Origin of the sequence: Modestobacter sp. L9-4 (assembly GCF_019112525.1) — a bacterium.
In the GTDB taxonomy this organism is placed as follows: Bacteria; Actinomycetota; Actinomycetes; order Mycobacteriales; family Geodermatophilaceae; genus Modestobacter.
On record NZ_CP077800.1, the window covers coordinates 2,474,538 to 2,495,954 of the forward strand.

22 protein-coding genes are annotated in these 21,417 nt (G+C 76.3%); 8 read left to right on the forward strand and 14 right to left on the reverse strand.

Features of this window, described 5'->3' with window-relative positions:
• Positions 1-95 precede the first annotated feature (95 nt).
• Entirely contained in the window at positions 96-347 is a 252-nt protein-coding gene (locus tag KUM42_RS11660; protein WP_237492440.1) for a hypothetical protein, read from the forward strand.
• A 64-nt stretch (positions 348-411) separates the two neighbouring features.
• On the opposite strand, the gene KUM42_RS11665 is transcribed toward KUM42_RS11660, so the two are convergent.
• Positions 412-1,074, reverse strand: a complete 663-nt coding sequence (locus tag KUM42_RS11665) for a TetR/AcrR family transcriptional regulator (RefSeq protein ID WP_237492442.1) — start codon at positions 1,072-1,074, stop codon at positions 412-414.
• Positions 1,075-1,178: 104 nt separating this feature from the next.
• On the opposite strand from KUM42_RS11665, the gene KUM42_RS11670 reads away from it, so the two are divergent.
• Entirely contained in the window at positions 1,179-2,036 is an 858-nt protein-coding gene (locus tag KUM42_RS11670; RefSeq protein ID WP_237492444.1) for an SDR family NAD(P)-dependent oxidoreductase, read from the forward strand.
• 33 nt (positions 2,037-2,069) lie between these two features.
• On the opposite strand, the gene KUM42_RS11675 is transcribed toward KUM42_RS11670, so the two are convergent.
• Positions 2,070-2,414 carry a lipid asymmetry maintenance protein MlaB gene (locus tag KUM42_RS11675; protein WP_237492446.1) on the reverse strand — a complete coding sequence of 115 codons (345 nt, stop codon included), beginning with the start codon at positions 2,412-2,414 and terminating at the stop codon, positions 2,070-2,072.
• A 37-nt stretch (positions 2,415-2,451) separates the two neighbouring features.
• Complete coding sequence (locus KUM42_RS11680; protein WP_237492448.1) at positions 2,452-4,128, reverse strand: FAD-binding oxidoreductase; 1,677 nt, start codon at positions 4,126-4,128, stop codon at positions 2,452-2,454.
• A gap of 89 nt (positions 4,129-4,217) precedes the next feature.
• Between KUM42_RS11680 and KUM42_RS11685 the strand changes: the two genes are divergently transcribed.
• Positions 4,218-5,033 carry a methyltransferase domain-containing protein gene (locus KUM42_RS11685; protein ID WP_237492450.1) on the forward strand — a complete coding sequence of 272 codons (816 nt, stop codon included), beginning with the start codon at positions 4,218-4,220 and terminating at the stop codon, positions 5,031-5,033.
• A gap of 162 nt (positions 5,034-5,195) precedes the next feature.
• Here KUM42_RS11685 and KUM42_RS11690 read toward each other — a convergent pair whose 3' ends face one another.
• The 3 genes from KUM42_RS11690 to KUM42_RS11700 form a co-directional block, all read right to left on the reverse strand.
• Complete coding sequence (locus KUM42_RS11690; RefSeq protein WP_237492451.1) at positions 5,196-5,528, reverse strand: TfoX/Sxy family protein; 333 nt, start codon at positions 5,526-5,528, stop codon at positions 5,196-5,198.
• 46 nt (positions 5,529-5,574) lie between these two features.
• Positions 5,575-6,822: an MFS transporter gene (locus KUM42_RS11695; RefSeq protein ID WP_237492452.1), complete on the reverse strand. Its 1,248-nt coding sequence runs from the start codon at positions 6,820-6,822 to the stop codon at positions 5,575-5,577.
• A gap of 152 nt (positions 6,823-6,974) precedes the next feature.
• Positions 6,975-7,736: a MerR family transcriptional regulator gene (locus KUM42_RS11700; protein ID WP_237492453.1), complete on the reverse strand. Its 762-nt coding sequence runs from the start codon at positions 7,734-7,736 to the stop codon at positions 6,975-6,977.
• A gap of 98 nt (positions 7,737-7,834) precedes the next feature.
• On the opposite strand from KUM42_RS11700, the gene KUM42_RS11705 reads away from it, so the two are divergent.
• Positions 7,835-8,743, forward strand: coding sequence for a haloalkane dehalogenase (locus KUM42_RS11705; RefSeq protein WP_237492454.1), 909 nt, complete (start codon positions 7,835-7,837; stop codon positions 8,741-8,743).
• An 80-nt stretch (positions 8,744-8,823) separates the two neighbouring features.
• Here KUM42_RS11705 and KUM42_RS11710 read toward each other — a convergent pair whose 3' ends face one another.
• From KUM42_RS11710 to KUM42_RS11730, 5 genes are all read right to left on the reverse strand, one after another.
• The gene (locus KUM42_RS11710) at positions 8,824-9,411 is read right to left on the reverse strand and encodes a GGDEF domain-containing protein (protein ID WP_237492455.1); all 588 of its coding nucleotides are present in this window, start codon (positions 9,409-9,411) and stop codon (positions 8,824-8,826) included.
• Positions 9,412-9,535: 124 nt separating this feature from the next.
• Positions 9,536-9,799, reverse strand: coding sequence for a hypothetical protein (locus KUM42_RS11715; protein ID WP_237492456.1), 264 nt, complete (start codon positions 9,797-9,799; stop codon positions 9,536-9,538).
• A gap of 25 nt (positions 9,800-9,824) precedes the next feature.
• Positions 9,825-10,424: a TMEM165/GDT1 family protein gene (locus KUM42_RS11720; protein WP_237492457.1), complete on the reverse strand. Its 600-nt coding sequence runs from the start codon at positions 10,422-10,424 to the stop codon at positions 9,825-9,827.
• Positions 10,425-10,642: 218 nt separating this feature from the next.
• A complete protein-coding gene (locus KUM42_RS11725; protein ID WP_370629311.1) occupies positions 10,643-13,621 on the reverse strand; it encodes a diguanylate cyclase domain-containing protein in 2,979 nt (992 codons plus the stop codon).
• Between the two features lie 25 nt (positions 13,622-13,646).
• Positions 13,647-15,413: a diguanylate cyclase gene (locus KUM42_RS11730; RefSeq protein WP_237492460.1), complete on the reverse strand. Its 1,767-nt coding sequence runs from the start codon at positions 15,411-15,413 to the stop codon at positions 13,647-13,649.
• A gap of 125 nt (positions 15,414-15,538) precedes the next feature.
• Between KUM42_RS11730 and pheA the strand changes: the two genes are divergently transcribed.
• The 4 genes from pheA to KUM42_RS11750 all read left to right on the forward strand — a co-directional run bounded on the left by pheA (position 15,539) and on the right by KUM42_RS11750 (position 19,230).
• Positions 15,539-16,522, forward strand: coding sequence for a prephenate dehydratase (gene pheA / locus KUM42_RS11735; protein ID WP_237492462.1), 984 nt, complete (start codon positions 15,539-15,541; stop codon positions 16,520-16,522).
• A 198-nt stretch (positions 16,523-16,720) separates the two neighbouring features.
• On the forward strand, positions 16,721-17,656 hold the full coding sequence (locus KUM42_RS11740; RefSeq protein ID WP_237492464.1) for an NADP-dependent oxidoreductase: 936 nt from the start codon (positions 16,721-16,723) through the stop codon (positions 17,654-17,656).
• A gap of 42 nt (positions 17,657-17,698) precedes the next feature.
• The gene (locus tag KUM42_RS11745; RefSeq protein WP_237492466.1) at positions 17,699-18,721 is read left to right on the forward strand and encodes an NAD(P)-dependent alcohol dehydrogenase; all 1,023 of its coding nucleotides are present in this window, start codon (positions 17,699-17,701) and stop codon (positions 18,719-18,721) included.
• Positions 18,722-18,738: 17 nt separating this feature from the next.
• Positions 18,739-19,230, forward strand: coding sequence for a MerR family transcriptional regulator (locus KUM42_RS11750; protein WP_237492468.1), 492 nt, complete (start codon positions 18,739-18,741; stop codon positions 19,228-19,230).
• Here KUM42_RS11750 and KUM42_RS11755 read toward each other — a convergent pair.
• From KUM42_RS11755 to KUM42_RS11765, 3 genes are all read right to left on the reverse strand, one after another.
• Positions 19,221-19,544 (reverse strand): co-chaperone GroES, encoded by a 324-nt coding sequence (locus KUM42_RS11755; RefSeq protein WP_237492471.1) that lies wholly within the window; start codon positions 19,542-19,544, stop codon positions 19,221-19,223. The genes KUM42_RS11750 and KUM42_RS11755 overlap by 10 nt on opposite strands.
• A gap of 78 nt (positions 19,545-19,622) precedes the next feature.
• On the reverse strand, positions 19,623-19,970 hold the full coding sequence (locus KUM42_RS11760; protein ID WP_237492473.1) for a metallopeptidase family protein: 348 nt from the start codon (positions 19,968-19,970) through the stop codon (positions 19,623-19,625).
• Positions 19,967-21,397 carry a GuaB1 family IMP dehydrogenase-related protein gene (locus KUM42_RS11765; protein ID WP_237492475.1) on the reverse strand — a complete coding sequence of 477 codons (1,431 nt, stop codon included), beginning with the start codon at positions 21,395-21,397 and terminating at the stop codon, positions 19,967-19,969. Before KUM42_RS11765 ends, KUM42_RS11760 begins: the two co-directional genes overlap by 4 nt.
• Between the last annotated feature and the right edge of the window lie 20 nt (positions 21,398-21,417).

A 21,417-nucleotide genomic window follows, 5' to 3' on the forward strand; every position in this document is an offset into this window, starting at 1 on the left:
CCGGTGCCCGGGGAGTCATCCGGCCGGGTGACGTCGGCGCCGGTCCCGCCCGCCGGCGGCACGGGCGGGGTGCCCGGGCGTGGTCCACTACCGCGGTGAGCCCGACGACCCCCCGCCGTCCCGACGCCCCGGCCGGCCCGCCGCGCTGGCTGCTGGTCCTGCTGGCCGCGGGCATCTCGCTCGTCCTGGCCGCGGTGGTGCTGGTCGTGCTGTCCGCCGTCGGGGTGGAGACGATCAGCTCGCTGGGCTTCGTCGCGGTGATCGTGGTCGCCGCGCTCGCAGGCGGCTGGGTGACCCGTCAGCTGGCGCCGCGACTGCCCGCCGTCCGCCGCCCGCCGCGGGGCTGAGCCGCTCCGGCGACGGTCCGGCCGCGCCACCCGACCGGTCGTCCGCCGAGGCGGCCGCCACGGGTCAGCCAGCGGTGGCCAGGCCGGTCGCCAGCGCCGTCACCAGGCGGGTGAGCCAGGGGACGAAGTCGAGCACGGCGCCGTCGAGCCGGGGGTCCTCGGCGTAGACCCGCTCGGCCGCGGGGCTGGGGTGGGCCATCTGCCACAGCGGGGCGGCGATCATGACCGTCCCGCCCACGAGCTCGAGGGCCGCCGCCGGTGACAGCGACGGGAGCACCGCGCTGATCCGCGCCGCCATCCGGCCGGTCACCGTCAGCGCGGTGAGCTTGAAGGCGCGGACCGACTCCGGGGAGGACTCCCGTTCCAGCGACAGCGGCACGTGGGCCTGCAGGTCACACAGCAGCGGGCGGTCGGCGAGCGACGCGGCGAGCACGCCCGCGACCGACCCGGGGGTGCCGTCGGTGTCGAGCTCGAGCGCGCCGGTGACCGCCTCGGCCCACTCCTCGTACTGCTCGGCGGCGAGCGCCAGCAGGATGTCCTCGCGGGAGTCGAAGTACCGGCGGACGCCGGAGACGTGCATCCCGGCACCGGTCGCGATGGCCGTCAGGGTCACGGTGCGGGCGCCGTGCGTGCTGGCCAGCGTGCGGGCGGCGGCCAGGAGGTCGACGGCGCGCCGCTCCTTGTGCTGCGGCGAGCGTGCCCGCTGGAACTCGTGCCCGCCCGTCACGCGACCAGCATAGGAACTCACAGCGCACGTCCGTTGCGTTGTCAACGCAAGCGTGTTGCGCTAGGTGTCGGCGGCACCGTGTCGCCGACGACAGGAGGCGTGAGATGACCGATGCACCGCAGGTCTGGTTCGTGACCGGCAGTTCCCGGGGGCTGGGGCGGGCCCTCGTCGAGGAGGCGCTCGCTGCGGGACACCGGGTGGTGGCCACGGCCCGGGACGTGGCGTCGCTGGCCGACCTCGTCGGACGGCACGGGGGGCAGGTGCTCGCCGTCGAGCTCGACGTCACCGACCCCGCAGCCGTCCAGGCGGCGGTCGACGCGGCGGTCGCGGCGTTCGACCGGATCGACGTGGTGGTCAACAACGCCGGGTACGCCACGCTGGCGCCGGTCGAAGAGACCGACCTGGCCGAGGTCCGCCGCCAGGTGGAGACCGTCTTCTTCGGCACCGTGCACGTCACCAAGGCGGTGCTGCCCGTCCTCCGCGCCCAGGGGTCCGGCCACGTCGTCCAGGTCGGCTCGGTCGGCGGCTGGGTGGCCAGTCCCGGACTGGCGTCCTACCAGGCGGCCAAGATGGCCGTCGAGGGCTTCTCGGCCGCCCTGGCCCAGGAGGTCGGGCCGCTGGGCGTCCGGGTGACCGTCCTCGAGGCCGGTCTCATGCGCACGAACTGGGCCGGGTCGTCGATGCAGGTGCCGGCGGTCGCGCCGGAGTACGAGGCCACCGTCGGCGCGCTCGGCGGGTGGCTGCGGGGTGCCCAGGAGCAGGCCCCGATCGACCCGCACCGGGTCGCCCGGGTCGTCCTCGACGTCGCCGCCATGGCCGAGCCCCCGCTGCACCTGCCCGTGGGCAGTGACGCGGTGGAGCTGTTCCCCGGCGTCCTCGACGGGCTGCGGGAGTCGATCGCGCCGTGGGCCGCGCTGGGCCGGTCGGTCGACTTCGAGCAGCCGGCGACCGCCTCCCGCTGACCGCGCCGGTGGGCGCCGCCCGGGGACGAGCCGTCAGTGCGGCGTGGCGTCCGGCCGGGCGAGCAGCTGGGACAGGCCGGCCCGCTGGAGCGCCGGGCGCAGGTGCTCAGGCACGTGGAGCAGCTGCAGCCGGGACCCGGTGCGGGCCGGCTTGCGGGCCAGGTGCACCAGCAGCTCCAGCCCCGCGACGTCCAGGGCGGTCACCGCGGACAGGTCGGCGCGCGCCGGCCAGGACGCCGGCGGGACGAGCAGCCGGAAGCGGCGCACCGTCTCGCGGTCGATCCGCCCGGTGAAGGTCAGCAGCGGGCCGGTGGCGTCCTCGGTCCAGCGGACCTCACCGGCGGCCGCCCCGTCGGCAGGGTGTGCGCCGGCGGTCATGGGACTGCGGTACCCCTGCTGAGCTGCTCAAACGCGTTCAGTCGGGCAGCAGCACCCCGGGGTGGCAGATCCCGGCCGGGTCCAGCTGCCGCTTGACCGCCCGGAGCACCTCCACCCCGGGGGCGCCGACCGCCGCGGTGAGCCACGGCCGGTGGTCCGCGCCGACCCCGGAGTGGTGGGTGAGCGTGCCGCCGGCGGCCAGCACCGCGTCGGTCGCCGCGCGCTTGGCCAGCAGCCACTGCTGCAGCGGCAGGTCGTCGTCCCGGTCGGCCAGCACCGTCAGCTCGAGCGCGGCCCCGGTGGCGGTGGGGGAGGACAGCGTGGTCAGCACCATCGGCCGCCGGCCCGACGCCGAGAGCTGGTCGACCAGGGCCCGGCGGGCGGCCTCGGCGACCGCCGGCAGCCGGGTCCAGGTGGCGGCGGTGTCGAGCTCGGCGACCAGCAGCCCGGCGTCCATCAGCCGGTCGCGCAGCTCGGGGGCGGCGCCCCGCGCCCGCAGCCAGGCCGCTGCGGAGCGGGTGCCCTGTCGGGTCGCCCCGCTCTCGCGCAGCACCGTGGCGGCCGCGGCCCGCCGGGCGGCGACGATCGTCGGCTGCCCCGACCAGCCCACGACGAGCAGGCAGGACTCCCCGCGCATCCGGGTCCGCAGCGCCCGGGCGCCGGGACCGCGCCCCTGCAGCAGGGTGGCGCGGGTGCCGGCCGGGTCGGCCAGCCGGACGACGTCGGGCAGCAGGTCGTGGCGGGCCAGGCGCGCGACGGCGGCCACCCCGGCGGCCCAGCTGCGGAACGACCAGCCCTCGTGCTCGGTGCGCCGCGGTGCCGGGCGGACCCGCAGCTGCAGCTCGGTGACCACCCCGAGCGTCCCCTCCGAGCCCAGTGCGAGCCCGAGCAGATCCGGCCCTGCCGCGCCCCCGGCCACCGTGCCGAGGGTCAGCACGCCGGTCGGGGTGGCCAGGGTCAGCCCGGTGACGAGGTCGGCGAAGTGGCCGTGCCCGGCAGCCGACCGGCTCGCCGCGCAGCCGCCCACCGTGGCCAGGCCCCAGCCCTCCGGTGCGGCGCCGAGGGTCAGCCCGTCGGTGGCCAGGCGGGTCTCCAGCGCCGAGCAGTGCAGCCCGGGGCCGACGGTGACCAGGGAGGAGGGGGCGTCGATCGCGGACACGTCGGCCATCCGGTGCAGGTCGACCGCGACCACGGGCCGGTCGTCGGCGTCGGTGCCGGCCAGTCCGCCGACCCCGCTGCCGCCGCCGCCGTACGGGACGACGACCACGCCGAGCTGGCTGCAGGTGTGCAGCAGCGCCGCGACCTGCGCGGTGTCGGCGGGGGAGACGACGACGTCCGGGGCGTCGGAGGCGTCGCCGACGCGGCGCCGCAGCAGGTCCAGGTAGCTGCGCCCGCCGGTGTGGGCCAGCCGGGTCGCCCGGTCGTCGGCCACGTGCTCGGCCCCCAGCAGCGCGACCAGGTGCACGCGGGCGGCCGGGGCGAGGCGGGAGGCCGACAGCTGCACCTGCTCCAGCGGGACCGGCGGGGTGGACCGCGGCGTCCAGTCGAGCTCGCGGGCCAGGTGCCGGCGCGCGGCCTTGGGCAGCGCGCCCGCGAGGTCGGCGTCGGAGGTGGGCCCCCGGCCCTCGGCCGTGCCCTCCTGCCCGGCCCCGGTGGCGGCCCGGCCGTCGGTCGGTCCCGTGCCCTGGTCGGTCGGTTCGGGTCGGTCGGCCACGCCCTCAGTCTGCCGGTGCACGGGCCCCCGGTCCGGGAGGTCGCTCGGACGGCGTCCCGCTGGATGGGAAGGCTGTTCCAATCTGCGAGATGACGCGCCAGGGTGGCGTCGTGGACACCTACACGCACGGGCACGCCGACGCGGTGCTGCAGTCGCACCGCTGGCGCACGGTGGAGAACTCGGCGGCGTACCTCGCGCCGCACCTGCGGCCGGGCCTCGACGTCCTGGACGTCGGCTGCGGCCCCGGCACGATCACCGTCGACCTGGCCGCCCGGGTCGCCCCGGGCCGGGTCGTGGGCCTGGACGCCTCGGCCGCACCACTGGACGAGGCACGGGCACTCGCCGCGCAGCAGGACGTCGCCGTCGAGTTCACCGTCGGCGACGCCTACCGGCTCGAGCACGCCGACGCCTCCTTCGACGTCGTGCACGCCCACCAGGTGCTGCAGCACCTCACCGACCCGGTCGCGGCCCTGCGGGAGATGGCGCGGGTCTGCCGGCCCGGGGGGCTGGTCGCGGTGCGGGACGTCGACTACGCCGCCACCACCTGGCACCCCGCCAACCCGGGGCTGGACCGCTGGCTGCAGCTCTACTCCTCCGTCGCCCGGCACAACGGCGCCGAACCCGACGCGGGCCGGCGGCTGCTGTCCTGGGCGCACGCCGCGGGGCTGCGCGACGTCACGGCCACCACGGGCGCCTGGTGCTACGCCTCGCCGGCCGAGCGGGAGTGGTGGGGGAGCTCCTGGGCCGGCCGGGCCACCGCGTCGGCCTTCGCCGAGCAGGCGGTGGCCGCCGGGCTGGCCACGCCGGCCGAGCTGCAGGAGCTCGCCGTGGCCTGGCTGGAGTGGGCGGCGTCCGACGACGGCTGGCTGGGCATGCTGCACGGCGAGCTGCTCATCCGCGTCTGACGCCGAGGGCGCGCCGTCGTCCCGACGCGGCGCGTGGCGACTGTGCGCTCAGCGGGTCGGCGGGGCCTCGGCAGCCCGCTGAGCGCCCACTCGGCAGCCGAGGCGCACACAGTCGGCGGCCGAGCGCCCAGGCGGCGGTCGTGGCGCGGCCGGGCGGCGGGGTCAGCGGTCCTGGAGGGCCGCGGTGGCGGACTGGCCGACGGCGACCCAGTGCCGCAACGCCGCGTCGTCGTCCACCACCTCGGCGGCCACCCGCAGCCAGCCGTCGAGCTCGCGGCCGCGCATGACCATCCGTTCCACCCCGTCGGCCGCGACCATCTCCTCGGTGCGTGCGGGGTCGCAGCGCACCATCAGCCCGCCCCGGCCACTGGCGGCGACCACCAGGGCGCCCTCGACCAGGAACGCCAGCCCGCCGAACATCGCCTGCTCGCTGACCCGCGGGTCGGCGGCCAGCTCGGCCCGCAGCCGGTCGGCGAGCTCCCGGTCGTACGTCATGCCCCAGCGTCCCGCCCGCCCGCCGTCCCGGCAAGACGCCCGCGGATCAGGCGGTGGCCGGCACCGGGGCCTCGTCGGTGTGCGCGATGTGCCGCAGCGAGCGCCAGATGAGCACCACGAACACCGCCGACCCGGCGAAGGCGAACCAGAACGGCGCGGTCACCCCGGCGTGCTGGGCGAGCACGCCGCCGATGGCCGAGCCGACCACCAGCCCGCCGTAGACACCGACCTGGTTGACGCTGCCCACCCGCCCCTGCAGCGCCAGCGGGACGGCGCGTTGCCGCACGGCCACCGACGTCGTCCCCCAGACGAAGGCGTGCGCGCCGAAGACGAAGAAGACCGGCAGCGCGACCCACGGGCTGGTCGTCAGCGCCAGCGCCAGGTGGGTGAGCGTCTCGATGACCAGGCCGATCCGCATGAGGCCGCTGAGGCTGACCCGGCGGGTGATCGCGCCGTAGACGAGCCCGCCGGCCAGGCCCCCGAGCGCGCCGACGGTGGTGACCAGCCCGAACCCGATCTCGCCCAGCCCCAGCCGCTCGGTGGCGTAGAGCACGAGCACCGACCAGGCCGCGCCGAAGGTGACGTTGAAGATGGCGATGGTCAGCACCAGCGTGCGCACGGCGGGGTGCGCCACCGCCCAGCGCAGCCCCTCGACGATGTCGTGCCGCAGCGCCCGCGGTGGTCCGGCGGCGGGCTCCCGGGCGGGCAGGACGACGCGGGCGACCAGCACCGCCCCCAGCCCGATGAGCACCGCCTGCGCGCCCAGCGCCCAGGCCGCGCCGGCGGTGAACAGCGCCGCGCCCAGCGGCGGCCCGGCGAGCTGGTTGACGGTGATGAAGCCGGTCTGCAGCCGGGAGTTGGCGACGGCCAGGTCCTCGCGCGCCACCAGCACGGCCACCAGCGTCTGCGAGCTGTTGTCGGCGAACACCTCGGCGGTGGCCAGCACGAACAGCGCGGCCAGCACCGCGACGATCGACACCCGGTCGGTGGCCACGGCCAGGGTGAGCACGGCCAGCACCGCGGTGCGTGCGACGTCGACGGTGACGACGATCAGCCGGCGGTCCAGCCGGTCGGTGAGCGCACCGGCGACCAGGGAGAACAGCAACGGCGGCAGCCACTGCACGGTCGCGGCCAGCGCGACCAGGAACGCGTCGCGGGTGAGCGAGGCGACCAGCAGCGGCCCGGCCGCCAGCGCGACCCCGTCGCCGAGGTTCGAGGTCCAGGACGAGGCGAGCAGCCACCGGAAGCTCCGCCCCAGCCGGGGCGGGACGACGACGTCGGCGAGGCGGCTCACGAGGAGGGAACCTAGCCGCGTCACGGTCCACGGTCGTCCGCATTCCGCTCTGGGCGCAGGCCGCCTGCCCTCCCGGGGCGTCGCCGTCCCGTGAGGTCTGCGATCTCGTGGCCTCCGGTGCCGGGAGACCACGAGATCGCAGCACTCGCGCGTCAGCCGCCCTGGCGGGCGGCGTTGGCCTGGACGGCGGTGCTCACGTACTGCGCCAGGCCGGGGGCGCGCTGGTCGTAGTGGGCGGTGAAGCGCTCGTCCTCGACGTACATCCGCCCCAGTCCGGCGTGCACCTCGGGCGAGCAGTCGTAGAACCACCGGCTGATGTGCTGCCGGTGCTCCTCGGCGAGGTCCATCGGGCCGGGGGCGTCCGCGGGCGTCCCGGCGGCCAGTGCCGCGGCGAACCGGCCCTCGACGTCGTCGGTCTCGGCCTGGACCTGCAGCCAGTCCGCCTTCGTCATCGCCGCCGTCCGGCGCCGGGACTGCGCCCACGCCTCGGTCTCGCCCCACCGCTCCTCGGCCTCGGCGGCGTGCTCCTCCGGGAGCCGGTCGCCGAACACCGCGAACCGTTCCTCCGGGGTCAGGGAGATCCCCATCTGCCGTGCCTCCATCTCCTTCTCGACGGCCGCGACCATCGCCGAGGTGGCCTCGAGCCGTTCCCGCAGCAGCCGGTGCTGCCGGCGCAGGTGCTCCGCGGGGTCGGCGTCGGGGTCGTCCAGCAGGGTCGCGACCTCCTCGAGGGGGAACCCGAGCCCGCGGTACACGAGCACCTGGTGCAGCCGGTCCAGGTCGTGGACGTCGTAGCTGCGGTAGCCCGCCGCCGTCCGCGCGCCGGGCTGCAGCAGCCCGATGCGGTCGTAGTGGTGCAGCGTGCGCACCGTGACCCCGGCCAGCCTGGCCAGTTCGCCCACCGTCCAGCTCATCGCCCCGCCTCTCTGACGCCGACCAGGCAACAGCCTGACGCCGGGTCAGGGTCAAGGGGGCGGTTTCGGACCGCGGGACGACGGGGCACCACCCGGGCATGACCGACCTCCTCCCCGTCCCCGTCGACGACCCCTTCCCCCGGTCGCGGGTGCGCCTGGGGCGGGAGGACGACGCGGAGCTGGAGCTGGCCTATTACGAGGTCGGGCAGGGCGACCCGATCGTCTTCCTGCACGGCAACCCGACCTCGTCCCACCTGTGGCGCAACGTCGTCCCGTACGTGCGGCAGCTGGGCCGGTGCATCGCGGTCGACCTGATCGGCATGGGCGAGTCCAGCAAGCTGCCGCACCCGGGGCCGGGCAGCTACTCGTTCGACCGGCACGCCCGGGTGCTGGCGCAGTTCCTGGAGAAGATCGAGGCCACCCACCGGGTCACCCTCGTCGGCTCGGAGTGGGGGTCGGCGCTGGCCTTCGACTGGGCGCGCAAGAACCCCGGCGCCGTGCGGGGCATCGCGTTCATGGAGCCGGTGGTGCAGCCGGTCATCTGGGCCGACGTCCCCGACGACACGAAGCTGGTGTACCAGCGGCTGCGCGGGCGCGACGGCGAGCGGCACGGGCTGGAGGAGGACCCGGTGGTGGAGGAGCTGCTGCCGGCGTCGGTGCGGCGCGGGCTCACGGCCGAGGAACTCGACCGCTACCGGCAGCCCTACCGCGAGCCGGCCGACCGCTGGCCCACCCTGGAGTGGACCCGGCAGCTGCCGATCGACCACTCGCCGCCGGACGTGCACGACATCGTCGACAAGGCCGGGCAGTGGATGGCGCACAGCGAGGTGCCCAAGCTGTTCGTCGACACGGAGCCCGCCGCGCCGCGCAGCTACCGGATGCGCCGGGTGGTCAAGCGCTGGCCGGCGCTGACCGAGGTCACGCTGCCGGCCGGGCGGCTGGTCGCCGAGGACGCGCCCGACGACCTGGGCCGTGCACTGGCCGGCTGGATCCCGACCCTGACCTGAGGGAGGACCCCCCACCGCTAGCACGCGCGGCGGGACAACGGAGTGGGTCCGTCGACGTCAGGCCGACGTACCCACTCCGTTCAGCCGTGGCGGCCGGTGCCCTGGCGCTCCTGACGGACCCGGGTCATCGCCTCGTCGGCTGCGGCGATGAGCGACTCGGCGGTCGAGGCGCGCCCGGACAGGGCGACCCCCACGCTCAGCCGGACGCGGTGTGCGAGGCCGGCGCGGGGGTGCAGCGGCTCGTCGAAGGCGGTGGTGATCCGGCGCGCGATGCCGTGCGCGTCGGCGGCGTCGGTGATGGCGGGGCAGAGCAGGACGAAGGTCTGCGCGCTGACCCGGGCGACGACGTCCCCCTGGCGCACGGCGGTGACCAGCCGGCCGGCGGCCTCGGCGCGGGCGGCGTCGGCGACGGCGCGGCCGTGCACGTCCTCCAGGGCGGTGATGCCGTCGAGGTCGCAGGACAGCACGCCCAGCAGGCCGGTGTCCGTGCCGGCCGCGGCCAGCGCGAGCTCGAGGCGGTCGATGAGCAGGCTGCGCACCGGGAGGCCGGTGAGCGGGTCGGGCACCGTCCGCTGCCGCAGCCGCTGCGCGAACTGGTGCTGGGCGGCGACGACCGCAGCCGTCTGCACCAGCACGTCCTGCTGCTCCTCGAGCCGGATGGTGTCCATGGCCTCTCCCCTCGCCGCGGCCGGTCCCGGCCGTTCCCACCCCATGTCGGCAGGGCGGCGCGGGTGCTTGAGCAGCGGCGGAGGGGCTGACCCCGACGAGGGCCGTGCCGCGACCGGGCCGGCCTCAGTCGGGCAGGGACCGGGCCTGGGTGAACGCCGCGTCCTCGGCCGCGACCACGGTGGCCGCGGTGACCGCCCGCTCCGCGGAGGTGCGCAACCGCATCCACTCCCGGAACACCCGGCCGAAGACCTCGACCTCGCGGGTGCGCCGGGGTTCGGGCGGCAGCGGCTCGCCGGGGTGCAGCCGGGCGTGCACGCGCACGTAGCGCCGCCGGTCCTGCCGGGCGTGCGCGGCGACCAGCATCCGCACCGCGTCGTCGCTGTCCATCGGGGTCCTCTCGCGTCGTGTCCGGTCAGCTCGTCAGTGCGCGGACGGTCTCCACCACTGCGACCGCAGCGAACACCACGAACAGCCCCGCGGCGACCCGGTGCAGCAGCGCGAGGGGCAGCCGGTCGGCCAGCTTGCGCCCCAGGAAGGCCGCCAGCGCGGAGATGACCAGCAGCGCCGCCCAGGAACCGACGAAGACCGACACCGGCTCGGCGTAGCGCGCGGCCAGCCCGGCGGTGGCCAGCTGGGACAGGTCGCCCCACTCGGCGGCGAAGAGGATGCCGAAGGAGATCGCCGCCGCCCGCACGAAGGAGGTGCGCTCGCGCGGCTGGGCGTCCTCGCCGTCGTCCTCGCCGCCGGACCGCGCCTCGCGCCACAGCAGTGCGGCGCCAACGAGGAACAGCACGGCGACCACCCCGCTGACCAGCGCGCCGGGCAGCAGCGACAGCAGGCTGCCGGCGGTCACCGCGATGGCGGTCTGCAGGCCGAACGCCGCGCCGACGCCGACGAACACCGGCAGCGGCGGGAAGCGGGTGGCCAGCACCAGGGTGGCGAAGAGCGTCTTGTCCGGCAGCTCGACGGGCAGGATCAACACGAAGGCGGCCAGCACGACCGACAGGACCACGGGGAGCTCTTCTCTGTGCGCGCGCTCCCGGTCGAGTGCGCAGACGGCCTCCGACCGGCAGCACCGAGGGGTGACTGCAGGGCCGAAGGTCTCGCCCACCTGCACCGGGGTGCGGGCCCGCTGACCGGGCGCGCGAACGCGCCAGCATGTCGACCAGCGGTCGGGGGGCTACTCCCCTTCTCGAGGAGGAGGGTAGCGGACCCGGGTGGGCCGACGGTTCAGCGTGCGGTGCGGCGGGCGATCCGGGCGGCGAAGACGCCGGCCGACCAGCCGTTGTCGATGTTGCTGACCACGACGCCGGGCGCGGCGGAGTTGAGCATCGTCAGCAGTGCACCGAAGCCGCCGAAGGAGGCCCCGGCGCCGGTCGAGGTGGGGACGGCGACGACCGGCACCTCGGTCAGCCCGCTGACCACGCTGGCCAGCGCGGCGTCCAGGCCCGCCACGACGACCAGGCAGTCGACGTCGGTGAGCAGCGAGCGGTCGGCCAGCAGCGGGCGGATCCGGCTGCCGCCGACGTCGTCGACCCGCACGACCTCGGTGCCGCTCACCCGGGCGACGAAGGCGGCCTCGGCGGCGATCGGGGTGTCGCCGGTGCTGGCGCACAGCACGGCGACCCGGCCGCGCGGCTCGGGCACCGGGCCCACCGCGGCCGACATCGCCGCGGCGTCCATGGTCGTGTACGCGTCGTGCTCGCTGGCCAGGGCGACGAGGGTGTCGGCACTGGCCCGGACGACGACCGCCGGGTGGTCGGGGTGGTCGCGGCGCGCCTCGCGCACCAGGGCCAGGACCTGCTCGGTGCTGCGGCCGGTGCCCCAGATGACGTCGGGACCGGCGGGCAGCCCCGGCTCCCGGGCCGCGGGGACCGCGGTGGGCGCGGGGGCGGGCGGGGTGACCGGGGTGCTCACCGGGGCGGCGGGCACCGGCTCGGCGGCGGCCGGGGCGGGCTCGGCCGGACCGATCCGGCGCCCGGCGGGGCGGCGCAGCGGCCCGCCGAAGAGCTCGTCGAGGGGGGTGCGCGTGCGGACCGGCTCCTCACCGACGGGCGCCGAGGCGTCCGTGTCGGTGCGCTCGGTCCCGGTGGGTGCCGTGTCGCTGGGGGCTGCCGCGGCGGGCGGCTCCTCGGGGGGCTCGACCAGCAGTGCGGCGAAGCCACCGGCGGCGTCGGCCGGGTCGCCGTCGTGCTCGTCGGGGCCGTCGAACCGCGGGGAGACCGTCACGTCGCCGACCATAGGCGTCGCGGTCGCCGCCGAGGCAGCCGCGATCGGCGTGTCGACGGCGGTGCCCGCGATGCCCTCGATCGTCGCCGCGGCGTCCTCGGCGGCCCGGGTCTGGGTGACCCCCGACAGCCGGACGACGCGGTCCCGGCCGGCCCGCTTGGCGTCGTAGAGCACCCCGTCGGCGGCGGCGAACAGGGTGCGCCGGTCGTCGCCGCGCGCGGCCTGGGCGATGCCGACGCTGATCCGCACCGGCACGCTCACGCCCAGCGCCGACCAGTCGTGCCCGGCGATCGAGCGGCGGATGCGCTCCATCGCCCGCTCGGCCTGCTCGGCGGTGGTGTCGGGCAGCAGGATGACGAACTCGTCGCCGGCCCAGCGGCAGACCTCGTCGTTGCCGCGGCAGCCCTCGACCAGCAGCTGGCCGACCGCACGCAGCACGGCGTCCCCGCCGGGGTGGCCCGCGGCGTCGTTGATCGCCTTAAACCGGTCGATGTCGACGACCGCGAGCGCCGGCACGGACCCGGCCGACAGCAGCCCGTCGAGGCGGGCCTCGGCGTAGCGGCGGTTGGGCAGGTGGGTCAGCGGGTCCTCGTAGGCCTGCCGGCGCAGCTGCCCGGCGGCCCGCTCGGTCTCCAGCAGGCTCTTGCGCCGGCCGAACAGCTCCACCCAGCGGGTGCGCCGCTCGTCGACGCGGTCCAGCTCGTCGGCGAGGTAGGCCTGCAGGTAGGGCAGGGCCCGGGCGGCGTCGTCGAGGTCGGCGTGCAGCGTGCACAGCTCGCGCAGCGCGGCCCGGCGCAGCCGGGGCAGGCCGTGCTCGGTGGCCAGCGCCAGCGCGGCGGCCAGGTGGTCGTCGGCGGCCCGCGGGTCACCGGCCCGGCGCAGGGCGCGGCCCAGCCCCAGCTCCGCCGACGCCAGCAGCGCCCGGTCCTCGGCGGCCCGCCGCACGACGGCGCACAGCAGCGACGCCGCTGCGGCGTGCTCGCCCAGCCCGACCAGCGCCCAGCCGTGCACCACCTGGGCGTCGAGCACCCCGGCGTCGGTGGGCGGCAGCTGCGCCAGCGCCCGGACGGCGAGGTCGCGCGCCTCGGCGAAGTGCGGGGCGGCGGCCTCGGTGCGGTCGTCCTCGAGCAGGCCCTCGCCCAGCTCGGCGCACAGCGCGGCCAGCCGGGTGGCGGTCTCCCCGGCCAGCCGGGTGAGCAGCTCGCGGTCGGCGGGGTCGTCGGCCCCGGTCGTGCGGCCCGCCAGGCCGGCGGCGACGTCGGCGGCACGGCGCTGGTAGTCCAGCGCCAGCGGCATCAGCTCCAGGTCGGCCAGGACGGCGGCCAGCGAGCCCAGCGTGTGCACCAGCAGCGGACTGGGCGCCAGGCCGGGGTCCAGCAGGCTCGCGGCCTCCACCGCCTCGTCCATGGCGGCGTCGACGCGGCGGGACAGCAGCTCGATGCGCGCGTGCCGGGCCAGGCCGGCGGCGCGCTGCAGGTCGTCGTCCTGGGCGTCGAAGGCGGCGCGGGCGGAGCGGACGAGGGAGATGGCCAGCGCGGCGTGCGTCGCGGACTCCGAGCGGGTGTCCCGGTCGACGGGGACGTCGGAGGCCGGGCCGGCGCCGTCGTGCAGGTCCAGCGGGCCGTCCTGCTCCGGGCCACCGTCGACCAGGGGGTCGCCCAGCAGCGAGTAGCCGGCCAGCCGCAGCCGGCGCACGAGCAGCTCGGCGCGAAGCGTGTCGGCCCAGGCGCGGGCCAGCGAGGTCAGCGGGGCGGCGGTCCGGTCGGCGGCGGTCGCCTCGCCGTCGACCTCGCGGAGCAGGGCCTCGGCGGCGTCGAGCTGCCAACTGGACAGTGCTGAGCTCACCTGCTGGTGCAGGGGTCCCGGCGGCACGAGGGCACTCTGCCTGCTGTCCGCGGAACTGTCACGCTGCGGGGTCGGCTGACCACGCCTCCGCCGCACACCTGCCTCACCCGCCTCACGAGGACGCAGCAGGCTCACCGGGTCGCCCCGCGCGGGGTGCCGCTCACGAGGCGACCTCGCCGTCCTCGAAGGCCCAGCCCGGCCGGCGCGGCGAGGTGCTGAGCACCTCGGCCACCAGCTCGTCGATCGACCCGGCCGGGCGCACCACCGGCGCCGGGGGCAGGGTGCCGCCCAGGGCGGCGCGCACCCGGTTGCGGCCGCTGCTCTTGGCGCCGAACAGGTGCAGGTCGGCGCTGTCGAACAGCTCGCGCCACGACCGCGGGCCGGTCGCGCCGCCGGGGCCGGCGGTGGCCACGCCGATGCTCACCGTCACCCGCACCGGGACGTCCATGTCGCCCCAGTCGGCGTCGGCGATGGCGGTGCGCAGCCGCTCCATGGCGACGACGGCCTGGGCCTGGGTGGTGTCGGGCAGGACGACGACGAACTCGTCGCCGGCCCAGCGGAACACCTCGTCGCCGGTGCGGCTGTGCTGGCGCAGCAGCTCGGCGACCCGGCGCAGCACCTCGTCGCCGTGCAGGTGGGAGTTCTGGTCGTTGACCGACTTGAACCCGTCGACGTCGACCACGGCCAGCGACACCGGCTCACGGTCGATCCGCAGGTCGTCCATCCGGTGCTCGGCGCTGCGCCGGTTGCCCAGCCCGGTCAGGGTGTCCTCGAGGGCGTGCCGGCGGAGCACCGCGGTCTGCCGCTCGGCCTCCCGCAGCCGGCTGCGCCGGACGAACATCTCCGCCCACAGCTCGCGGCCGTACAGGTGGGTGCGGCTGGTCTCGGTGCGGTAGGCCTCCAGCCAGTGCAGGGCCTCGTTCGTGGCGCCCAGCGCGGCGCTGGCCCGGCCGAGCTCCAGCAGGCACTGCCGGTACCGCCGCCGGTCGCCGACGGCGGCGAACGCGCCGGACGCCGACACCAGCCGCTGCACCGCCTCGTCGCCCTGGGGGTGGTCGGGGTCCAGGTCGACCGCGCAGCGCTGCGACAGCAGACGGGCCAGCACCAGGTCGGCGTAGCCGGTCAGCCAGGTGCGCAGCTCCCCGGTGGCCAGGTGCCGGTGCACCCGCCGCAGCGGGGGGAGGGCGTCGTCGAGCCGGCCGGCCAGGGTCAGCGCCCAGGCCTGGACGACGTCGAGCAGGTCCTGGTCGTCGTCGCTTGGCTCGACGGGCAGCTCCCGGGCGGCGGTCGCGCAGCGCAGGGCCACCGCGGCGAGCTCGCGGGAGCGCGGCAGGTCACCGCGGCGGTGCACCGTCTGGGCCAGCTCGGCGTGCTGCTGGGCGGCCAGCCGCAGCAGCTGCCAGCGGTCGTCGAGGTCGGGCAGCGCGGCCGCGACCCGGGTGCCGGCCAGGGCCTGGTCGACCGCGAGCTCCTCGAGGTCGAGGCGGGTCAGCGCCAGGGACAGCCACAGGTGGGCCTGGTGCAGCTCCCGGCTGGGTGCGGCGGAGGCGACCTGGTCGGCGAGCAGGCTGGCGTCGACGGCCAGGTGCAGGGCGGCGTCGAAGCGGTCCGAGACCGCCTCCAGGTGGGCCAGGTAGGCCAGCCCCAGGGCGTGCTCGGCGGTGGGCAGGCAGCGCTCCAGCTCCGCCCGGGCGGTGGTGACGCCGTCGGCCGCGCCCTCGCGGTCGCCGGCCAGCAGTGCGGCGCGCGCGGTGAAGGCCGCCGTCCAGGCACGCCAGCAGGGCTCCTCGGCCGCGGCCAGGACGTCGCCGGTGGCGGCCAGCTCGGCGGCGAAGACGTGCGCGTGCTCGGTGCCGCTGACGGCGAGCAGCCGCCAGCGCGCGGTGGCGAGGAGGTGCTCGTCGACGGTCCGGGCTCCGGGGGTCACGCGTCCCTCCAGTCAGCGCTCACGGGCCGCGACGCACACGTGCCCTGCCGGTGACGAGGCAGCTCCCCCCGCACCGGGGCCCCGACACGAGCCGGGACCCGGTACGGCCGCACTACCCTCACCGGATGCCGAGTGCAGTTCGCAGCACAGCGCCGACGAGGTTCGCCTATCTGGGGCCCGAGGGTACCTTCGCCGAGGCCGCGCTCCGCATCCTCGTGGCCTCGCTGGGGACGACGACCGGCGTGCACGGGGGCGGGGCCGAGGGCGTGGACCGCCCCGCGGCGGGCATCGGCGCGGCGCTGGACGCCGTCCGTGCGGGGGAGTGCGCGGCCGCCCTGGTGCCGCTGGAGAACTCGGTCGAGGGGTCGGTCCCGGCCACCATGGACGGCCTGGTCGACGGCGCGCCGCTGGTGGTCACCCGGGAGGTCTTCCTCGAGGTGGGCTTCGTGCTCGCGGTGCGACCCGGGGTGGCGCTGGCCGACGTGCACACCGTGGCCAGCCACCCGCACGCGCTGGCGCAGACCCGCGGCCGGCTCGCCGCACTGCTGCCCGCGGCCGACGTCCTCCCGACGTCCTCGACCGCCGACGCCGCCCGCCGGGTCGCCGGGGGCGAGCACGACGCCGCCGTCTGCGCGGCCATCGCCGCCGAGCGGTACGGCCTGGAGGTCCTGTCGGCCGACCTGGCCGACCACCCGGGCGCGGTGACCCGGTTCGTGCTGGTCGAGCGCCCCGGAGCGCTGCCCGCGCCCACCGGCGCGGACAAGACGACCGTCACCGCGGTGGTGCCCGACCGCACCGGTGCCCTGCTGGACCTGCTCACCGAGTTCGCCGTCCGCGGCATCAGCCTCACCCGGATCGAGTCTCGGCCGACCCGGGAGCGGCTGGGCGTCTACTCGTTCTCCATCGACTGCGAGGGCCACGTCGCCGACGCCCGGGTGGGCGACGCGCTCGCCGCGCTGCACCGGCAGTCGGCCGAGGTGCGCTTCCTCGGCTCCTACCCGCGGGCCGACGCGCTGCCCGGCAAGCCGGTCGCCGACCGGGTGGGGGACACCGCCTTCGCCGAGGCGCAGGCCTGGCTGGCGCGGGTGCGCGAGGGCGCGGCGGGCTGACGCCCGCTCCTCGTCCCCGCTGCTGAGCCCCATGATCACCCAGTGTGCCGCTCCGAGGACGCTGAGCACACCCCCTCGGGACCGATCGGTCACATCCGCCCGCCGTCGTGCGCTCCCGGTCGCCTCCTCGGCCGGGAGACAGCTGTGAGCGCACACCGGCGGGGTTCGCCCGGCTGCGGTCCCGGGCATGGGGAGCGCATGGCACAGCACTGGGTGGCGACGGACTTCGGTGGGCTCGACGTGTTCGAGCTGGTGGACGTCGACGTCCCGGCTCCCGGGCCCGGTGAGGTGACGATCGCGGTCACCGCCGCGGGCATGAACCCCGCCGACGCCAAGCACGTCGCCCGCCCCGGCGACCGGTCCCAGCTGCCGATCGCGATCGGCTACGAGGTCGCCGGCCGGGTCACCGCGCTCGGCCCGGACACCGAGATCGCCTCCGGCGGCGGGGAGGTGGGCGACGAGGTGCTCGCCTTCCGGATCAGCGGTGGGTACGCCACCGAGGTCACCGTGCCCGCCTCGGCGGTCTTCGCCCGGCCGCCGGCGCTCGCCCCCGAGGAGGCGGCCAACCTGCTGCTCGCCGGGACGACGGCCGCGGAGATGCTGCACGTCACCGGCGTCCGCGCGGGCGACACGGTGCTGCTGCACGGGGCCTCCGGCGCGGTCGGGGTGAGCGTGCTGCAGCAGGCCGCGCTGCTCGGCGCCCGGGTGATCGGCACCGCGGGGGAGACCGGCGCCGACGTCGTCGCCCGGTTCGGCGGCGAGCCGGTGCGCCACGGCGACGGGCTGGCCGACCGGGTGCGTGCGCTGGCGCCGGACGGGGTGGCCGCCGCGCTCGACGCCGTGGGCACCGACGAGGCCGTCGACGTCTCGCTGGAACTGGTCGCCGACCGGCAGCGGATCGTCACCATCGCCGCGATGGGCCGCGCCGAGCGCGACGGGATCCGGGTGATCGCCGGGGCGATGCCGGACAGCAGGGCGTTCCGGGACGCGGCGCGGGCGCGGCTGGTCGAGCTGGCGGGCGAGGGACGGCTCGTCGTCCCGATGGCCCGCACGTTCCCGCTGAGCGAGGCACGGGCCGCGCTGGAGCTGCTCATGGGCGGCCACCCGGGCGGGAAGCTCGCGCTGCTGCCCTGACCCTTGCGCTGGAGTGCACTCCAGCTCCTAGCGTCGCTGCGCATGAGGACAGTCACCGGGTTCGCCGCGTACGCAGCGGCCGAGCCGCTGCGGCCCATCGAGTTCACCCGCCGCGACCTGCGGGCCGACGACGTCGCCGTCCGGGTGACCCACGTCGGCGTCTGCCACAGCGACCTGCACGCCGTCGAGGGGCTGCCCGCCGGCGCCCCGCCGCTGGTGCCCGGCCACGAGTTCACCGGCGAGGTGACCGCGGTCGGCGACGGCGTCACCCGCTTCGCCGTCGGTGACGCCGTCGCGGTGGGCAACATCGTCGACTCGTGCGGGGAGTGCGACAACTGCCTGGCCCACCGCGAGCCCTACTGCCGGCAGTTCCCCGCCACCACCTACGGCGGCCGCGACCTGCGCGACGGCACCCCGACCCAGGGGGCGTACTCCACCGAGTACGTCGTCCGCGACGCGTTCGTGTACGCGCTGCCCGCCGGGCTCGACCCGGCGGCGGTCGCCCCGCTGATGTGCGCCGGGGTGACCACCTGGTCGCCACTCAGCCGGGCCGGCATCGGGCCGGGCACGCAGGTCGGCATCGTGGGCCTGGGCGGCCTCGGCCACCTGGCGGTCAAGTTCGCCGTCGCCCTGGGCGCCCGGGTCACGGTGTTCACCACCTCGGCGGCCAAGGCGGACGACGCCCGGGCCCTCGGCGCGCACGACGTGGTCGTCTCCACCGACGCCGGGGCGATGGCCGCGGTCGCCGGACGGCTGGACTTCGTGCTGGACACCGCCTCCGGCGCCCACGACCTCGGCCCCTACCTGGGTGCGCTGCGGCTGGACGGGACGCTGTGCGTGCTCGGTCTGCCGGAGAGCTACACGGTCTTGCCGATGGGCCTGCTCGGCCGCAGCCTCACCGTCTCCGGCTCCGGCGGCACCGCCGAGACCCAGGCGATGCTGGACTTCTGCGGCGAGCACGGGCTCACCGCCGACGTCGAGGTGCTGCCGTTCGACCAGGTCAACACCGCGTTCGAGCGGCTGGCGCGCAACGACGTCCGGTACCGGTTCGTCCTGGCGCTCTGAGGCCTAGCGTGGGGGGCATGGTCGCGTCCCCGGACACCCTCGGCATCGGGCAGGTCTCGGAGGAGACCGGGCTGAGCGTCGACACGCTGCGCTGGTACGAGCGCGAGGGCCTGCTGCCGCTGGTCGAGCGCAGCGCGAGCGGCCAGCGGCGCTACCCGCCGGGGGCACTGCGGTTCATCCGGGTGGTGCAGGCCCTGCGCCGCACCGGCATGCCGGTGGCCGACGTGCGGGCGTTCGTCGAGGCCGGCGGCGGCGAACTGGCCAACCACGCGGGGCGGATGGCCCTGCTGGAGCGGCAGTGCGTCGCCATCGAACAGCGACTCGCCGAGCTGCAGGACGACATGGCGGTGGTGCAGGCCAAGATCGGCTCCTACCGCCGGCTCATCGACCACGGCCTGGACTGCGAGGACGACGTCCCCGAGGACCTGCTCGACCGGATGCGCGACGACGGCCTGCTCGCCGGGCTGCTGCCGGAGACCCCAGCTCCGGGGTCTGCCGGCTACAGGTAGAGGCCGGTCGACTCCTCGATCCGCTCGGCGGCGACGGCGTGCACGTCGCGCTCGCGCAGGATGATCAGGTCCTCGCCGTGGACCTCGACCTCGTGCTGGTCCTCCGGGGAGAACAGCACCTGGTCGCCCACCGCGACCTGGCGGACGTTCGGCCCGACCCCGCGCGCCTCGCCCCAGACCAGCCGCTTGGCCACCTGCGCGGTCGCCGGGATCAGGATGCCGCCGGTGGACCGCCGGTCGCCGTCCTCCTTGCGGAGGGACACCAGCAGACGGTCGTGCAGCATCTTGATCGGCAGACGGGCGTCCTCGGGCACGTCCTGAAGTTACCCGTCGGCCCCCGTGCAGGGGCCCGCCCCGAGCCTGTGAGGGGTGGGGGCACGGGGGTCCTCCGATCATCCCCAGCCGAGGGCGTGGAGCTTCTCCTCGTCGATGCCGAAGTGGTGCGCGATCTCGTGGACGACGGTGATCGTGACCTCCTCGGCCACCTGCTCCTCGTCCTCGCAGATGTCGCAGATGGCCTCGCGGTAGATCATGATCCGGTCCGGCAGGGTGCCGCCGTAGTCCGCGCCCCGCTCGGTGAGCGCGAACCCCTCGTAGATGCCCAGCAGGTCCGGCTCGTCGGGGTGGCGGTCCTCGACCAGGACGACGACGTTGTCCAGCAGGTCCATCAGCTGGACCGGGACCTCGTCGAGGGCGTCGGCGACCAGCTCCTCGAAGCGCGGGAGCGGGAGCGCGTTCACCAGCTGGTGGGCTGCGGGCGGCCCTCGTCGTAGCCGGCCGCGCTCTGCACGCCCAGCACCGCCCGCTCGTGCAGCTCGTCGATGGTGCGGGCACCGGCGTACGTCGCCGAGGACCGCACGCCCGCCACGATCGAGTCGACGAGGTCCTCGACGCCCGGGCGGGCCGGGTCCAGGTACATCCGCGAGGCGCTGATGCCCTCCTCGAACATGCCGGCGCGGGCCCGGTCGAAGCCGCTCTGGTTCGAGGTGCGGGCCTTCACGGCGCGCGCGGAGGCCATGCCGAAGCTCTCCTTGTACTTGCGCCCGCCGTCGTCGTAGAGGTCACCGGCGCTCTCGTACGTGCCGGCGAACCAGGAGCCGACCATGACGTTGGCGGCACCCGCGGCCAGGGCCAGCGCCACGTCGCGGGGGTGCTTGACCCCGCCGTCGGCCCACACGTGCTTGCCCAGCTCGCGGGCGGCGGCGGCGCACTCCTCGACGGCGGAGAACTGCGGGCGCCCGACGCCGGTCATCATCCGGGTGGTGCACATCGCGCCCGGGCCGACGCCGACCTTCACGACGTCCGCGCCGGCCTCGACGAGGTCACGGGTGCCCTCGGCGGTGACCACGTTGCCGGCCACCACCGGCACCGACCCCGCGACGGCGCGGACGGCGCGCACCGCCTCGATGGCCTTCTCCTGGTGGCCGTGCGCGGTGTCGACGACGAGGACGTCGACGCCGTGGGCCAGCAGCGCCTCGGCCTTGCCGGCCACGTCGCCGTTGATGCCCACGGCCGCCGAGGTCAGCAGCCGCCCGTCGCCGTCCAGCGCCGGGGTGTAGATGGCCGAGCGCAGCGCGCCCTTGCGGGTGATCAGGCCGACCAGCCGGTCGCCGTCGACCACGGGGGCGGCGTTGACCCGCTCCTCGGACAGCACGTCGAACACCTTGGGCAGGTCGGTGCCGGCGGGGATGGTCAGCGGGTCGGGGGTCATGACCTCCGACAGCTGGGTGAACCGGTCGACGTCCTGGCAGGCGCCGTCGGTGACCACGCCGATCGGCCGGCCGTCCTCGACCACGACCACGACGCCGTGCGCGCGCTTGCCCATCAGCGACAGCGCCTCCGACACCGTGGCGGTGCGGCCCAGCGTGATCGGGGTGTCGTAGACCGGGTGCCGGGCCTTGAGCCAGGAGACGACCTCACCGATGACGTCGACCGGGATGTCCTGCGGCAGCACCGCGACCCCGCCGCGCCGGGCGATGGTCTCGGCCATCCGGCGGCCGGAGATCGCGGTCATGTTGGCGACCACGATCGGCACCGTGGTGCCGACCCGGTCCGGCGTGGTCAGGTCGACCTCGAGCCGTGAGCCGACCGTCGAGTGCCCCGGCACCATGAAGACGTCGGCGTAGGTCAGGTCGTGGTCGGGACGGCGGTCGCCCAGGAAGCGCATGCCCCCAGTGTCCCAGGAGT